This window comes from Longimicrobium sp. (assembly GCA_036389135.1).
Lineage (GTDB): Bacteria > Gemmatimonadota > Gemmatimonadetes > Longimicrobiales > Longimicrobiaceae > Longimicrobium.
On sequence record DASVQP010000044.1, the window covers coordinates 36,451 to 51,520 of the forward strand.

The 15,070-nt window shown below is 70.8% G+C and carries 12 protein-coding genes; 7 read left to right on the forward strand and 5 right to left on the reverse strand.

Translation table 11 applies throughout. The features are described 5' to 3' along the window. Positions 1-224 precede the first annotated feature (224 nt). From VF584_11425 to VF584_11435, 3 genes are all read left to right on the forward strand, one after another. On the forward strand, positions 225-3,383 hold the full coding sequence (locus VF584_11425; protein HEX8210778.1) for a SusC/RagA family TonB-linked outer membrane protein: 3,159 nt from the start codon (positions 225-227) through the stop codon (positions 3,381-3,383). A 24-nt stretch (positions 3,384-3,407) separates the two neighbouring features. Next, a complete protein-coding gene (locus VF584_11430) occupies positions 3,408-4,859 on the forward strand; it encodes a SusD/RagB family nutrient-binding outer membrane lipoprotein (GenBank protein HEX8210779.1) in 1,452 nt (483 codons plus the stop codon). A gap of 93 nt (positions 4,860-4,952) precedes the next feature. Beyond that, positions 4,953-5,390, forward strand: a complete 438-nt coding sequence (locus VF584_11435) for a hypothetical protein (GenBank protein HEX8210780.1) — start codon at positions 4,953-4,955, stop codon at positions 5,388-5,390. A gap of 291 nt (positions 5,391-5,681) precedes the next feature. Here the strand turns inward: VF584_11435 and VF584_11440 are convergent, their stop codons facing one another. Together VF584_11440 and VF584_11445 are read right to left on the reverse strand one after the other, a co-directional pair. Further along, the gene (locus VF584_11440) at positions 5,682-6,971 is read right to left on the reverse strand and encodes a glycosyltransferase N-terminal domain-containing protein (protein ID HEX8210781.1); all 1,290 of its coding nucleotides are present in this window, start codon (positions 6,969-6,971) and stop codon (positions 5,682-5,684) included. A 102-nt stretch (positions 6,972-7,073) separates the two neighbouring features. Continuing rightward, the gene (locus VF584_11445) at positions 7,074-7,928 is read right to left on the reverse strand and encodes a type 1 glutamine amidotransferase domain-containing protein (GenBank protein HEX8210782.1); all 855 of its coding nucleotides are present in this window, start codon (positions 7,926-7,928) and stop codon (positions 7,074-7,076) included. A gap of 365 nt (positions 7,929-8,293) precedes the next feature. Between VF584_11445 and VF584_11450 the strand changes: the two genes are divergently transcribed. From VF584_11450 to VF584_11460, 3 genes are all read left to right on the forward strand, one after another. After that, positions 8,294-9,226, forward strand: coding sequence for a M23 family metallopeptidase (locus VF584_11450; GenBank protein ID HEX8210783.1), 933 nt, complete (start codon positions 8,294-8,296; stop codon positions 9,224-9,226). 208 nt (positions 9,227-9,434) lie between these two features. Beyond that, entirely contained in the window at positions 9,435-10,616 is a 1,182-nt protein-coding gene (locus VF584_11455; protein ID HEX8210784.1) for a hypothetical protein, read from the forward strand. Beyond that, positions 10,616-11,809 (forward strand): hypothetical protein, encoded by a 1,194-nt coding sequence (locus VF584_11460; protein ID HEX8210785.1) that lies wholly within the window; start codon positions 10,616-10,618, stop codon positions 11,807-11,809. The genes VF584_11455 and VF584_11460 overlap by 1 nt, the downstream gene beginning before the upstream one ends. Before the next feature lie 221 nt (positions 11,810-12,030). Here the strand turns inward: VF584_11460 and VF584_11465 are convergent, their stop codons facing one another. The 3 genes from VF584_11465 to VF584_11475 all read right to left on the reverse strand — a co-directional run bounded on the left by VF584_11465 (position 12,031) and on the right by VF584_11475 (position 14,348). After that, positions 12,031-12,660 (reverse strand): LemA family protein, encoded by a 630-nt coding sequence (locus VF584_11465; protein HEX8210786.1) that lies wholly within the window; start codon positions 12,658-12,660, stop codon positions 12,031-12,033. Between the two features lie 76 nt (positions 12,661-12,736). Then, the gene (locus tag VF584_11470) at positions 12,737-13,462 is read right to left on the reverse strand and encodes a nucleotidyltransferase domain-containing protein (protein HEX8210787.1); all 726 of its coding nucleotides are present in this window, start codon (positions 13,460-13,462) and stop codon (positions 12,737-12,739) included. Positions 13,463-13,484: 22 nt separating this feature from the next. Next, complete coding sequence (locus VF584_11475) at positions 13,485-14,348, reverse strand: TPM domain-containing protein (GenBank protein ID HEX8210788.1); 864 nt, start codon at positions 14,346-14,348, stop codon at positions 13,485-13,487. A gap of 38 nt (positions 14,349-14,386) precedes the next feature. Between VF584_11475 and VF584_11480 the strand changes: the two genes are divergently transcribed. After that, the gene (locus VF584_11480; protein HEX8210789.1) at positions 14,387-14,989 is read left to right on the forward strand and encodes a hypothetical protein; all 603 of its coding nucleotides are present in this window, start codon (positions 14,387-14,389) and stop codon (positions 14,987-14,989) included. The last annotated feature ends 81 nt before the right edge of the window (positions 14,990-15,070 follow it).

A 15,070-nucleotide genomic window follows, 5' to 3' on the forward strand; every position in this document is an offset into this window, starting at 1 on the left:
GCCTCTCGCATACCACGTGCTGACATGTTTTATGTTTGTACAACCTTTTGCTGGGGCCTCCCGCGGGAGGCGCTTTGCCACGCAGCACGCCCACGCAGGTCCCACGATGCCCGCCTGAGGGATCGACCGGCGGAGGCACGAGGGAGTCACAACGGTGCACGGCGCACGCCGGGCCCGTATCAACCGACTGCCGGCAACTGCCGGCAATCTCCCGGAGGACAAGTATGAGAGAAGTCCGTTGGCTTTTCGCGGCGGTCGTCGCCGCGGCCACGGCGTCCACTCCGCTGGCGGCCCAGGAGCCGGCAACGGTGACCGGACGTGTGACCAACGCGGCAGGCGCTCCCGAAAGCGCCGTGACCGTGCGCATCAGCTCCCTTGCGGCCGGCACCACCACGGCGCAGGACGGCACGTACCGCCTGGTGGTTCCCGCGTCGCGCCTGCAGTCGGCGCGCCAGGTCACCATCACCGCTTCGCGCGTGGGCCTCGCCCCGCAGTCGCGCACGGTGACGCTCTCCCCGGGTGCCGCGCTCACGCAGAACTTCCAGCTCGGCGCGCAGGCGCTCGGCCTTGAAGGGCTGGTGGTGACCGCGCTCGGCATCACGCGCGAAGACCGCGCCATGTCGACCTCGGTGCAGAGCGTGCAGGGCTCGGACCTCACGCAGGCCCGCGAGACGAACGTCGTCAACTCGCTCTCCGGCAAGGTGGCCGGCGTGACGGTGACCAACGCCGGCCCGCAGGGCGGCTCGGCGCGCGTGGTGATCCGCGGCGCCAACTCCATCGCCGGCAACAACCAGCCGCTGTTCGTGGTGGACGGCGTGCCGGTGAGCAACGCTTCGCCCAGCTACGGCGCGAACCGCGGCTTCGGCGGCGTGGACTACGGCAATGCCGCCGGCGACATCAACCCGGACCTCATCGAGTCGGTGACGGTCCTCAAGGGGCCCAACGCGGCGGCGCTCTACGGGTCGCGCGCGGCGAACGGCGCCATCGTCATCACCACCAAGCGTGGCCGCCAGGGCCGCAGCCAGCTCACGGTCAGCCAGAACCTGAGCCGCGAGACGCCGCTGCGCCTGCCCACCTACCAGAACGAGTACGGCCAGGGGCTGGGCGGCAAGTTCGCGTACGTGAACGGCAAGGGCGGCGGCACCTGGGACGGCGTGGACGAGAGCTGGGGCCCGCGCCTCGACGGCACGATCCGCCCGCAGTTCTTTGGCGAGGGCCCGTGGGAGGCGCACCCGAACAACGTGCGTGACTTCTTCGACACCGGCCTCACCTCCAACACCAACGTGCAGTTCAGCGCGGGCAACGAGCGCTCGGACGCGCTCATCTCGGCCTCGCACCTGAACCAGGCGGGGATGTACCCGGGGATGGAGCTGCGCCGCACCACCGTGGCGGTCAACGGCGGCACGAGCCTCTCCAACCGGGTGCGCGCCAACGCCTCGGTGCAGTACATCAACTCCGACGGCAACAACCGTCCGGGCGTCGGCTACGAGGGCGACAACCCGATGCTGCAGTTCGTGTGGTTCGGCCGCCAGGTGGACACCAACCGTCTTCGTCAGACGCGCGACGAGAACGGGAACATGTACAACTGGAACCACAACTACCACTCGAACCCGTTCTGGATCGCGCAGGAGAACGAGAACACCGACGCGCGCGACCGCCTCATCGGCAACGTGTCGGGCACGTACAACTTCACCGACTGGCTGAGCGCGACCGTGCGCTCGGGCACGGACTTCTACCAGGACCAGCGCCAGCGCAACTTCGCCGCCGGCACGGTGGGCGTGAACCTGCAGAACGGCTCGGTGGGCAGCAACGGCGCGTTCAACACCTGGGACGTGTTCTTCCAGGAGACGAACACGGACCTCCTGATCCGCGCCGACCGCAGCCTGGGCGACCACTTCACGGTGGACGCGAGCGTCGGCGGCAACCGCCGCGACCAGGAGACGCGCAACGAGTACACCGAGGTGCTCAACCTGACGGCCCCGGACGTGTTCAACCTGGGCAACCGCGCGGAAGACCCGTACTCGGACGTGTACCGCACGGACAAGCGTGTGAACTCGCTGTACGGGCAGGCGAACTTCGGGTACCGCGACATGGTGTTCGTGGACGTGACGGGGCGCAACGACTGGTCCTCCACGCTTCCCGAGGGGAACAACTCGTACTTCTACCCGTCGCTCTCCGGCTCGGTGATCCTGACGGACGTCTTCCCGTCGTTCGACCTGGCCAACACCCTCAGCTTCGCCAAGCTGCGCGCGAGCTGGGCGCGGGTGGGCAACGACGCGGACCCGTACCAGCTGCGCAACACCTACACTTCGCTGGACCCGTTCAACGGCGTTCCCACCTTCACGGTGCCGAACACCATCGCGAACGCGGACCTGAAGCCGGAGCAGACCGAGTCGGTGGAGTTCGGCGCCGAGATGCGCTTCCTGCGCGACCGCGCGGCGCTGGAGGTGACGTACTACGACGCCGCCACCACCAACCAGATCCTGACGGCGCCGGTATCGGCCGCCAGCGGGTTCACGGCCCAGGTGGTGAACGCGGGCCGTGTGACTAACCGCGGCATCGAAGTGCAGGCCAACCTGGTGCCGCTGCGCCTGAGCAACGGCTTCGAGTGGAGCGTGACGACCAACTACGCGCGCAACCGCAACCGCGTCGAGGAGCTGGTCGAGGGGATCAGCACCGTGCAGCTCGGCTCGTACTGGGGCGTGACGTCGGAAGCGCGCGAGGGCGAGAAGTACGGCGCGCTGTTCGGCACCCCCTACCGCCGCGTCACCGACCCGAACAGCCGCTTCTTCGGCCAGAAGATCATCGGCGCGACCGGCGTTCCGCTGCGCGGCTCAGCCAAGGAAGTGCTCGGGCACTACACGCCGGACTGGATCGGCTCGCTGCGCAACGAGTTCCGCTTCCGCGGCGCGCACCTGTCGTTCCTGCTCGACGCGCGCCAGGGCGGCGAGATCTTCTCGGTGACCCACATGTTCGGCCGCTACGCGGGCGTGCTCGAGGAGACGCTTGCGGGGCGCGAGGAAGACCTGGTGATCGAAGGGGTGCGGATCGTGGGCAACGACACGATCGCGAACACCGTGGGTGTGGATGGCGAATCGTACTGGGGCGGGCTCTACAACCTGCACGAGGCGCACATCACCGACGGCTCCTTCGTGAAGCTGCGCGAAGTGGTGCTGGGGTACAACGTCCCCACCTCCATGACCCGCCGGTTCGGCGTCGCGGGGATGAACGTCTCCCTGGTGGGCCGCAACCTGAAGCTGTGGACGGATACCCCGCACATCGACCCTGAGACGGCGTTCGACGCCAGCAACGCCCAGGGCTTCGAGTTCGGGCAGTTCCCGTCCGCCCGGAGCTGGGGCTTCAACATCTCCGTGACCCCCTAAACCGACCCCGGACGCATAAACGATATGAGAACTTCGAAACTCTTTGCCGCCGCGTCCGCGCTGGCGCTCGCCCTTGGGGCGAGCGCCTGCGACGCGGGGCTGACCGAGATCAACGAGAACCCGAACGACCCCGAGGTGGTGCCGGCGGACAACGTGTTCGCCAGCGGTGTATCGGCCGGGGTGAGCCGCGTGTTCGGGGCGAACTTCAACATGACGCTGACGGCCCTGTGGGCGCAGCACATGGCGAAGATCCAGTACATCGACGAGGACCGCTACGACCTGCGCGACCAGGCGGTGAACACCCACTGGACCGCGTTCTACTCGGGGCCGCTCCGCGACTTCCAGGACGTGGTCAACAGCGGCAAGGCGAACACCCGCCCCAACGTGGAAGCGCAGGGGCTGGTGATGCGCTCCTGGCTGTACCAGATCATGACGGACGCGTGGGGCGACATTCCGTACTCCGAGGCCCTTCAGGGCACCGGTGAGGTGCGGATCGTCACGCCCAAGTACGACACCCAGGAGCAGATCTACACCGGGATCCTGGCGGACCTCAAGCGCGCGAACGACATCATCACTCCCGCCGGGCAGGCCGTGACCGCGGGCGACCTGATCTACGGCGGTGACGTCACGCACTGGAAGAAGTTCGCGAACTCGCTGCGGCTGCGCGCGGCCATGCGCCTGTCGCAGGTGAACCCGACCCTGTCGCGCACGGAGGCGGCGGCCGCCATCGCGGCGGGCGTGTTCACGGACAACGACGACAACGCCCTGCTCCACTTCACGGAGTCGGCGCCCAGCCAGAGCCCGCTGTACCTCAACCAACTGGGGTACGGCGGCCAGCGCGACGATCATGGTGTCAGCGCCACCATGGTCAACACGCTGAAGGCGCTCAACGACCCGCGCCTCCCGGTGTACGCGCAGCCCGCACCGTCGGACGCGCAGTACCGCGGCGCCATGAACGGCCCCACGGACGCCAACGCCGCGCAGATCAACACGATCTCGCGTCTGGGCGAGTACTTCCTGGCGGCCGACTGGCCGGCGCCGCTGATGACCTACGCGGAGGTGCTGTTCCTTCGCGCCGAGGCGACCCAGCGCGGCTACGTGGCGGGTGACGCCGCGGCGCTGTACCGGGCGGGCATCCGCGCCTCGATGGAGATGTACGACGTGCCCACGGCGAGCATCAACGCGTACATCGCCCAGCCGTCGGTGGCGTACAACGGGCTGACCTCGATCGCGCAGCAGAAGTGGATCGCGCTGTTCATGAACGGCCCCGAGGCGTACTCCGAAATCCGCCGCCTGAACTCGCCGACCCTCACCCCGGCTTCGGGGAGCGTGATCGGCGCGCGGATCCCGGTGCGGATCTTCTACCCGACCAACGAGGAGTCGTACAACAAGGCGAACCTCGAGGCGGCCGTCGCACGCAACGGCGGCCAGGGCATCCCCGAGGGGCTGCTTACGCCGGTGTGGTGGGACAAGTAGTCTGATGGAGTGAAAGAGCCCCCCGCGTTCCGCGGGGGGCTCTTTTCAGCAGGGTACACCTCCCCTCCCAGCTTTCAACGCGAGGCTTCCATCATGCGGCGAGCGATCGTGCGGCTCGGCTGTCTCTGCTCACTCGCCTTCGTGGCGGGGTGCGCAACGGGCACCGGCGGCAGCCTGCCCGAGCAGTCCCGGGCGCGCCAGGAACAGGATTACATCTCCACCGAGGAAGTGAGGGCAAGCACCGCCGTGAATGCGTACGAGGCGATCAGCTCGATGCGCGCCGCATGGTTGCGCAAGCGCGGCGAGCAGGGTTTCTCGCCCACGGACGTCATCGTCTACTACAACAACGCGCGCATGGGCGGGATCGAGTCGCTGCGCCAGATCTCGCTCGGTACGGTGACCTGGATCCGCTACTTCGACGCCCGGCGTGCCCAGTACCGTTACGGTTCGGGGCACAGCCAGGGCGCGATCCTGGTTTCCAGCGAGATGCAGGAGCAGGCGCCCCCGCCGCCCGCCCAGCGCCGGCCCTAGCGAAGCACGCCCGCAGCGGCCCAGCGACGATCGCGATCAAGGACGCCCCTCCCCCGAACAGCCAGGGGAGGGGCGTTCGCGCAAGCCTGGCGACTGAAGTCGCGGCAACAACCGCGGGAAGTCCCCCTTCGGGGACTCCGGGTCTGATGCCGCGTTTCTCTAGCCGGCTTCAGCCGCCTTCGCGTGGTTCCAGCCGGCGGCTTTAGCCCGGCGATGCGGCACCGGCCCCGCCCCCCCATCCCGCCCCCGCAAACCTGCGAAGGCAGGTTTCCCGCGGTCGTTGCAGCGGTTTCAACCGCCGGCCAGCCCCTCAACGATCTCCGCACCTCGCAGCGCCGCGCCGCGCCCGGCTTCGACGTAGCGGCGGGCGGCGGCGCCGGAGGGCTGGCGCACGGCGGGGTCGGCCAGGCGGCGCAGCGTCTCGATCAGGTGCGGGGTGCCGGCGACCTTGAAGGCCCCACCGGCCGCGATCAGCTCGGCCGCTTCGCGGGCGTTGGCGTGGCGCGGTCCAAAGAGGACCGGCGCCCCGAACGCCGCCGGCTCCAGCACCGAGTGCAGCCCCGCGGTGCCGAAGCCGCCCCCCACGTACGCCAGATCCGCCACCGCGTACAGGTCGCCCAGGATGCCGACGCGGTCCACCAGCGTCACGGCGGGCACCTCCGCGCCCGCTTCCACCGCGGAGAGGCGGACGTGCGGCAGGTCGTAAGCGCGGAGGACGGCTTCGGCGCGGGCGAGGTGCGCCTCCGTGGGCTCGTGCGGTACCAGGAGGAGGCGGAGGGGGAGCCCTTCCGTGCGCAGGCGTGCAAGCGCGGGGATGAGGTGGTCCTCGTCCGCCGGCCAGGTGGAGCCGGCGACCAGGGTAAGGCCGGACCATCCCACGAACGGCGCCAGCAGCGGAGAGCCGCGATCCACACGGGCGGCGCGCTCCCATACCTGGTCGAAGCGCGCGTCACCCATCACCGTGCGCCGTTCGGGAGGGACGCCCAGGGCGGCGAAGCGGTCCGCATCGGACGGAGATATCGCGGCGACGAGGTCCAGGCGTCCGTACGCGGGGGCCAGCACCGCGCGCGCGACGCCGCCCAGCCTGCTGGAGGAGGCGGGGAGGGTAGCGCTCAGGAGCGCCAGCCGCACGCCTCGCGCGCTAGCCTCGCGCGTGAGGACGGGCCACACGTCCGTCTTGGAGAAGGCGAAAACCCGCGGGCGCAGCAGGTCCAGCGCGCGCCCCACGTCGCGCGCCAGGTCGAACGGCAGGTAGTCCGTGAAGTCCGCGGCGACGGTGCGCGCGAACGACTCGGCGGAGGGCGAGAAGTAGGTGTACGCCACCTGGAGCTCGGGGCGGCGGGCACGGAGCGCTTCCACGACGGCACGCGCCTGCAGCCCCTCGCCCACGCTCGGCGCGTGGAACCAGACGAGCGGCCGCGAGGGGTCACGCTCCGCATTCGCCCAGGTGGCCATCCGCTGCAGGATGCCCCGCCGCCCACGGATGCCGCGCGCCAGCTTCCCCTCTCCGCGCGCGGCCAGCGGGAGGAGCGGACGCGCCGCGGCGAGGGCCAGGGTGTAGATGCGTTCCGAGATGGCCATGGACGCAAGCTACCCCGGCCCGCGCTTCGCCCACAACCCGTACGCGAAGCACCCCGCCGCCCTGGCTCGGACGGCGGGGTGCTCGGGCGGACTGATTGAGTGCTACCGGTCCACGACGTCGCCCACGATCACGACGCGCTCCAGCTCCACGTCGCCCGTCGGCGTGACGGCGGGGGTGGAGGGTGGCATCGGCGCGACCTCGGGCATGGGGGTGGCGGCCGTCGCGGGGGTGGGGGCCGGCACGGGGGCAGGCGCGGCCGAGGTGTACTCGCGCGGCGCGGGCGCCTCTTCGTAGCGATCCGCGCGGGCCTGGAGGTAGCGCCAGACCGCGTACCCGGCCGCGGCGGCGGCGACTCCGCCCACCAGCACGCCCAGCGTTCCTCCCTCTTCCTCCTCCTCCACGTGAACCGGGACGTGCTCGGCGAAGAGTTCGGCGACGGCCTGGTTGAACACCGGCAGGTCGTGCGGCGCGCGGCTGGAGACCCAGTTGCGGTCGCGCACCACCGGCTCGTCCGTCCACAGTCCGCCGGCGTTCAGAACGTCGTGCTTGATCCCCGGCCACGAGGTCAGCCGCCTGCCCGACACCATCCCCGCGGAAATCAGCACCCAGGGCGCATGGCAGATCATGGCGATCGGCTTCCCCTGCGAGTTGAAGGCGGAGACGAAGTCCAGCACGCGCTCGTTCTGGCGCAGCGCGTCGGGGTTGGCGAGGCCCCCGGGGAGGAGGAGCGCGTCGTAGTCCTCCACGCCGATCTCGTCCAGCGTGTAGCTCACCTTCACCTTCTTCCCCGGGTACATCCCGTTCACGCCGCGGATGCGCCCCGGGTGGATGGAGATGATCTCCACCTCGGCACCACGGTCCTCCAGATCCTCCACGGGCGAGGTGAGCTCCACCTGCTCGAAGCCGTCCGCCGCGAGCACCGCTACTCTAAGTCCTTCCAGGCTGTCGTTTCGCATCCCATCTCCTCCTGTGTTTACCCATTACTCCGCGCTCGATCGCGGGGGCGCCTGGCCGGTGCAAGACCTTTGCCGAAGGTGATCTGCCCTGAAAAGCATCACACAGAGAACACGGAGGGAACCGAAAAGACACAGAGAACTCTTCCTCCCTTCTTTCCGTGCCCCTCCGTGGCTCTGTGTGATGTGCAGTTCGGGATATTGTCACTAACTCTGTACGTTGCAACGGGTTGCGTCCTGTGAGGCAGGTGGGTCGCACGCGGACAAGGTTGACACCGCGGGAAGGGGGCGTGTATCATAGGCTCCTACACGACTTCAACTTGCAGTTGCGGACCCTCCTGTCCAATAGTCCTCGAAGCCCGAAGTACATGCCTCGATCCCGCTGGACGCTGATGCTCGTTCCTCACGACAACGAGCGCGTTCTCTCCTGGCAGGTCACCCGCCGGACCGTCCGCACCGCCATCTCCGGCGCGGTTGCCCTCGTCCTCCTCTTCGCGATCTTTGGCGTCGGCTTCTTTGCGAAGCAGGGACGCACGCTGCACAACGCCCAGCTTCGCCGCGAGAACCAGCTTCTCGCCGCGGAGGTGGACCAGATGCGCGAGCAGATGGCGGAGCTGAACCAGTCGATCGACCAGCTGGCCCTCAAGGATGAGCAGTACCGCACCATCGCCGGGCTTCCGGAGCTGGACAAGGACGTGAAGAAGGTGGGGATCGGAGGGCCCGGCTCGTCGCTGGCCGACGCGGCGCTGGTGCACCTGAACCCCGGCGTGGGACGGAAGCTGGAGAACGCGGAAGGGAACCTGGGCGTCCTGGCCCGGCGCGCGCGGCTGCTGCAGGCATCGCTGGACGAGGCGCTGGGCGCGCTTCGCAGCAACAACGAGCGGATGGCCCGCACCCCCTCCATCGCCCCCGCCAGCGGCCACCTGTCGTCGCTCTTCTCATCGGCGCGTGCGCACCCGGTGCTCCGCATCACCCGCCCGCACAAGGGGATCGACATCGCCGCCCGTATTGGCGAGCCGATCCTGGCGCCGGGGAAGGGGCGCGTGAGGTTCTCCGGCAACCGCGCCAACGGCTACGGCTACATGGTGGAGATCGACCACGGCTACGGCTACATCACCCGCTTCGCCCACGCATCGCGCCTGCACGTGCGCACCGGCGCGATGGTGCAGCGCGGCGACGTGATCGCCGAGGTGGGCGCCACCGGGCTGACCAGCGGGCCGCACCTTCACTACGAGGTGGAGCAGAACGGGCGCCAGGTGGACCCGCTCAACTTCATCGTCGCGGACGCGATCCCGGACTGACCCGGCGCTGCCGGCTCCGCACGGATACAAGGAGCGCCTCTGGGCGCTCCTTGCTGTATGTGGGGGCTTGGGCGCAGTTTGGGGGAGGGAGTGCTAAGTGCTAAGTCCTGAGCAGCCGTGCGTGAGTGCGTTAGTGCGTGAGTGCGCTTTTTACTCAGCACTTAGCACTTGGGACTTAGCACTTCCGTTTTTCTGATACCTGGCTTCGATGCTGAACCTTCTATTCCTCGCCGCGCTGGCCGCGGATACGACTTCGCCCCCGGCGTCGCAGGAGGGGCCGGCGGTCACGGTGCACCGGCAACCGGCGCTGCCGCTGGTGGCGCTGCGCCTTTCGTTGCTGGCGGATGACCCGCGGGGGTTCGCGGGGGCCGGGCACCTGATCCAGCACCTCCACCTCCCCGCCATGGAGGAGCAGGCGGCGCGGGTGGGAGCGCGCGTGCAGGCTTCGCGCACGTCGGACGCGCTGGTGTACGCGGTGACGGGGCCCGCTTCGGAGCTGGGATACCTGGCGGGGGTCCTGCGGAGCGCACTGCGCGCGCCGCAGCCCGGACAGGGGCAGATGCTGCTGGCGCTGAACGCGCTCTCCGAGGAACGCTCGGCGGAGCGCGAGACGGCGGCGTCGTACGTGCGCGCGGCGCTGCGGCAGGGGATCTTTCCGCAGGAGCTTCCCGCGGCCGGCACTCCATCATCCGCGGCGCGGCTGGAGTCGGCGCCGCTGGACGCGCTCTGGGGGGAGATGTACTCGCCGGAGCGCGTCTCGGTCGTCGCTGTAGGGAACGTGGATGCGGGCGAGGTGGCGCGTGCTCTCCGCTCCCTTCCCGCCGCCGGTGAGGCGCGGCTCCCCGAGACGCCGGTGGACACGGCCCCCGCGCTGGCGGCGGACACCCCGCAGGCGAGCCGCGCGTGGACGGGGTGGGCCGTGGCGGCGCCGGAGGCGGACGCGGCGACGCTTTCGGTGGCCGCGCGGCTGGTGAGGAGCCGGCTGCGGCGGACGATGCCCAACTCCACCGTCGAGGTGGAGCACTGGTGGACGCACCGAGGGCACGCGCTGGCCATCGTCGCGGCGACCACGGGGGAGCGGGCGGCGGCGGCGCGCCGCAGTGTGGCCGGCGCGCTGGCGGCGACCGCGACGGCGCTCGAGGAGGACGCGGTGCGCGACGCGGCGGCCGGGGTGCGGCGCGACCTCCTCTTCTACAGCCGCACCCCGGAGCGCATGGCCGAGGTGCTGGGCGCCTTCGCCGACCGCGGGGAGGGCGGGGAGGCGGCGCAGCGCTTCTTCGCCGCGCTGGACGCGGTGACGGTCGATTCCGTGCGCGCCGCGCTGGAGGGCGCACGCGGCGGCACGCCCGTCACCGTGAGCGTGGCCCCGCAGCGGCTGGTGCCCAACTGATGCGCGCCCTCGCGCTCGCGCTGGCGGCGGCGCTGGTGTGCACCCCGTCGCTCGCGCAGGACCGCATCCTGGTGCGCTCCGAGCCCGGAACGCCGGTGGTGACCGTCGAGGTGCTCCTGGCCGCCGGCCCCGCCGACGAGCCGGAGGGGGAGGAGGGGGTCGCCTACCTCGCCGCGCGTTCCGTGGTCGCGCCGATCCTTTCCGTGCTCGACTCGCTGGGGGCGCGGCTGCGGGTGGAGGGGGGCAAGGACGCCGTCTCCCTGACCCTGACCGCCGCGCCGGACGCCTGGGACGAGGCCACGCGCACCCTCCTCGTCGCACTCTTTCGCGATCCGCTGGAGGCATCGGCCATCACGCGCCAGCGCGCCGCCCTGGTGGCCGAGCTGACGGCACGCGAGACCAGCCCCGCGGACGCCCTGAAGCGAGAGGTGGACGCGGCCGTGTGGGGGCGCGACCACCCGTGGGGGCGCCCGGCCGTGGGGACGGCCGCGACGGTGGGGCGCATCGAGCCCGCCGCGGTGGAGGCCTTTCTGCGCCGCGCCTTCTCGCAGGAGCGCGCCGTGATCGCGGTGGTCGGCCCCGTGGAGCGCGCCGACGTGGACGCGCGGGTGCTGGCGTTCCTGGAGCCCGGCCCCCTTCGCGCCGGCGAGGTGCCGCCGCCCACCCGCGGTGACACGGCGGTGCACACGGAGTACAACGCCATCACCGCCTGGGTCGCCGCCAGCTACCGCTTCGGCGCCGGCGCGGACGTGGAGTCGATCCGCATGCTGGGGGGCCTGGTGCTGGACCAGGTCGGCTTCGGCCCCAGCCGCCGCTCCGTCTACGACCAGGGCGCGGAGGTCGTGCGCCACGCGGGCGGTGGCGAGCTGCGCATCCACCTGGTCGTCCCCCCGCGCGAGGCGGAGGCGTGGGGCACGCGCATCCGCGAGGCGGTGGCCGGGTACGCCGGCGCGCCGGTCTCGGAGGCGGCGTTCACGGAGCGGGCGCGGCGCTTCCGCGGGCGACGGCTGCTGGAGCTGGACTCGCCCGAGGCGCGGGCGGATGCCCTGGCGCGCGGCGCGCTGGTGGGCGAGCGCGGGGATCCGCTGGCCGCGGTGCAGCGCGTGACGTCCGAGCGCCTCCACGCCGCCGCCCGATCGCTGAACGCGCCGGTGATGGTGTACCTGGGGCCGTTCGAAAAGGATCGCGAGTAAGCGCGGGCACCGGTGCCGCATCGCCGGGGGATGAAGCCCCCGGCTGGAACCACGGGAAGCCCACTGAAGCGGGCTCGAGAAACACGGCACTGGACCCCGAGTCCGCGAAGGCGGACTTTGTGCTGTTGTTGCCGCGAGTTTACTCGCCCCCCAGGGCACCGGACAGAACGGGGCCGCGTCCATGCCGGACGCGGCCCCGTTGTTGTCGGTCGGGAAGACGGTTACGGCGCCTTGGGCGCCCCGCCGAAGTCGACCTTGGGGGCCTCGTTGGAGCCGGCGGGCTCGCGGTAGGGCTCCTTGCGCGTGGCGCCGCTGAAGCGGGCCGTCATCGCCTGCGGGAACTGGCGGATGTACGTGTTGTACTCGCGCACCGCCCCGTTGTAGTCGCGCCGCGCCACCGCGATCCGGTTCTCGCTCTCGGCGAGCTGGTCCTGCAGGCCGCGGAAGTTCTGCGTGGCGTTGAGCTGCGGGTACGCCTCGCGCGAGATGTTGATGAAGGTGCCGATCTGCCGCGTCACCTGCTCGTCCGCCGCCGCCATCGCGGCCACGTCGCCCGCCTGCACGGCCTGGTTCAGCTTCTGGGCCGACTGCTGGAGGCCCTGCTCCGCCTGCGCGACCGCCTGGCCGCTGCGGGCCTTGGCCACATCGGTAAAGGTGCCGCGCTCGAACTCGGAGGCGCCCTTGACGGTGGCCACCAGGTTGGGGATGAGCTGGTTGCGGGCCGTCAGCTCCACGCCCACGTTGGCGCGGGCCTGCTCGACCGTCTCGTCCAGCTGCTGGATGCGGTTGTAGCCGCACCCGGAAAGCGACGCACCCAGCGCCGCCACTGCCACAATGTTCGCGAGCCGCATCGGATCTCGTCCTTTCAGGAAACTGTTTCGGGGCGGTGCCCGTGCACCGCGCCCGTTTCTATCTGCAAAAAGCGTCCTACGCGCCGTGCGTCAGCCGGTCCACCCACACGGCGACGCGCTCCACCGCGTCCAGGTACCCCGCTACGACCGGCGAGTCGGCCGCGGGGCTCAGCTTGGCGCCGCCGGAACGCGCCCGCCAGATCTCCAGGAGCGGCGCGGGATCGAACCCCACGCGCGCCGCCGTCGCCCGCACCGTCTCTTCAGGGTCGCGCGGCACGGGGTCGCCGGCCAGGCGCAGCACCGTCCGAAAGAGCACCAGAAAGGTGGGGAACGACTTCACCAGCAGCGTGCCCAGCTCCGCCGGCTCCCCGGCCGCCAGCATGAAGTGCTCGCGGAGCTGGATGTGCTTCCCCTTGATCTCGCGCTCGCACTGGCGGCGCAGGTCCTCCGTGTGCACCTCCATCCCCTGCACCGGGTCGGTGCCCGCCAGCACGAGGTGCGCGTCGCGGATGTCCGAGTACTCGATGGGGAAGACGTCCGCCGAGCGGTGCCACTCCTCCTCGCCCAGGATCATGGGGGGCGGGTTGCGCTCCGCCACCCAGCGCCGCGCCAGCGCCGATCCGCGCCGCAGCGACGCCGCCCCCGTGCCGCGCAGCAGCACCAGCACGTTGAGGTCCGACACGCCCTCGCGGTACTCCCCGCGCGCCGCCGATCCGTACAGGACCACCGACACCAGGTCGTCGCCGAAGGCCTTCTTCAGCTCCGCCGCGAAGGCGTTCGCCCGCTCCATCGCATCTGCCATCAGTGCCGCTCCGCCGTCGGGTTCACCATTCGCCTCCCGCGCCACCACCGCCGCCGCCGCCTCCTCCGAACCCACCGAAGCCGCCGCCGCCCCATCCGCCGCCCCCGCCGAAGCCCCCTCCGCCCCACCCGCCGCCGATGGGGAAGGGGATGATGACGGGCCCGCCGTAGCCGCGCCTTCGCCGTCCGCCGCCCCCTCCGCCACCGCGCCCGCGCAGGAAGAGGAAGAAGAAGATCAGCAGCATGATTACGAAGCCGGAGCTCATCCCGCCGCCCCGCCGCCCCGTCCCCGTGGCGGGGCGCTGCTGCTCCGCGGGGACGACGCCGGTGAGCTGGAAGCCGAATCGCCCGGCGTACTGCTGCGCGATCGCCCCCACCCCGGCCTCGATACCGGGCCCGAACCGCCCCTGGCGGAAGGCGGGGAGGATGACCTCGTCGCGAACGCGCCCCGCCTCCGCGGCGGTGATGAAGGTGTTGGTGCCGTAGCCCAGCTCGATCCTCACCTGCCGCTCGCTCACCGCCACCAGCAGCAGCGTCCCCGTATTGGCCGTGGAGTCGCCCACCCCCTGCGCGCGCTTGCCGATCCCCCACTCGCGCAGGATCTGCAGCCCCACCTCGTCGCGCGTGCGCCCCTGCAGCGACGGCAGAGTCACGACCACGATCTCGCCGCCGGACTTGAGGCGCACCTCGTCGGCGATGCGGGTGATGGCCGCCTCGCTCTCCGCGTCGATGATGTTCGCGAAGTCGTTGACGTAGCCGGTGGGCTTCGGGATCTGGAGCGGCTGCGCCCCGGCCCCGTTCGCGGCCATCAGCAGGAACGCGCCGGCGACGAATGCCAGGTGCCGCGCGGTTCCTTGCCCCGCCAGGGGGGCATCCGTACGTTGCATCCGCCCGATGTTCAGTCCAACCTCCGGAGCTCGTTCTGATGAAGCGACAGTTCGTGGTGCTGGCCCTGCTCGCGTGCGCCGCGGCGTGCGGCACCGACCCGAAAGTGGTGGTTCGCGCATCGCTCACACCCGGAGGGGAGCCCATCGCGGACCTCCCCGTCCAGCTCCTGCCCTACGACCGCGAGGAGCTTCTGGATTCACTCGCCGAGGCCGCGGACGATCCTGAGCCCACCCTTCCGCAGGAAGTGCTCCAACAGCAGCAGGATCTCCAGGCCGAGTCCGCATCGGTGCGCCTGAAGGGGGACACGGCGGTCGCACGCTGGAACGCGCAGCGGCGCGCGATCGCCGCGCAGGTGGCCGCCAACCAGCGTGCCCGCGCCGCCTGGAGGGACAGCGCCTACAAGGACTTCCCGGAGGCCGCCCGCGCCGCCGCCGTCGCCCGCGAGCTCTCCGAAGCCATCGACACCACCGACGCCACGGGCCGCGCCGTGCTCCCCGCGGAGGAGGGCCAGTACTGGATCTACGCCCGCTACATCCTCCCCGACACGGAGCTGGAGTGGAACGTGAAGATGACCCTCACCGGCGACAGCACCATCGTTCCGCTGACCCGCTCGAACGCGAAGGAGAAGCCGCTGTTCTGAGGTGGCTCGCCCGGGTTGCTGTGGCCTGCCGGGATTGCCGGGCTTGCCGGGCGAGTGAACTCGCTGCAACAACAGCACAAA

Excerpts from the sequence above, each read along its gene's own strand:
- VF584_11425 (HEX8210778.1), top strand. The coding sequence starts at position 225 with ATGAGAGAAGTCCGTTGGCTTTTCGCGGCGGTCGTCGCCGCGGCCACG.
- VF584_11430 (HEX8210779.1), top strand. The coding sequence starts at position 3,408 with ATGAGAACTTCGAAACTCTTTGCCGCCGCGTCCGCGCTGGCGCTCGCC.
- VF584_11435 (HEX8210780.1), top strand. The coding sequence starts at position 4,953 with ATGCGGCGAGCGATCGTGCGGCTCGGCTGTCTCTGCTCACTCGCCTTC.
- VF584_11440 (HEX8210781.1), bottom strand. The coding sequence starts at position 6,971 with ATGGCCATCTCGGAACGCATCTACACCCTGGCCCTCGCCGCGGCGCGT.
- VF584_11445 (HEX8210782.1), bottom strand. The coding sequence starts at position 7,928 with ATGCGAAACGACAGCCTGGAAGGACTTAGAGTAGCGGTGCTCGCGGCG.
- VF584_11450 (HEX8210783.1), top strand. The coding sequence starts at position 8,294 with ATGCCTCGATCCCGCTGGACGCTGATGCTCGTTCCTCACGACAACGAG.
- VF584_11455 (HEX8210784.1), top strand. The coding sequence starts at position 9,435 with ATGCTGAACCTTCTATTCCTCGCCGCGCTGGCCGCGGATACGACTTCG.
- VF584_11460 (HEX8210785.1), top strand. The coding sequence starts at position 10,616 with ATGCGCGCCCTCGCGCTCGCGCTGGCGGCGGCGCTGGTGTGCACCCCG.
- VF584_11465 (HEX8210786.1), bottom strand. The coding sequence starts at position 12,660 with ATGCGGCTCGCGAACATTGTGGCAGTGGCGGCGCTGGGTGCGTCGCTT.
- VF584_11470 (HEX8210787.1), bottom strand. The coding sequence starts at position 13,462 with ATGGCAGATGCGATGGAGCGGGCGAACGCCTTCGCGGCGGAGCTGAAG.
- VF584_11475 (HEX8210788.1), bottom strand. The coding sequence starts at position 14,348 with ATGCAACGTACGGATGCCCCCCTGGCGGGGCAAGGAACCGCGCGGCAC.
- VF584_11480 (HEX8210789.1), top strand. The coding sequence starts at position 14,387 with ATGAAGCGACAGTTCGTGGTGCTGGCCCTGCTCGCGTGCGCCGCGGCG.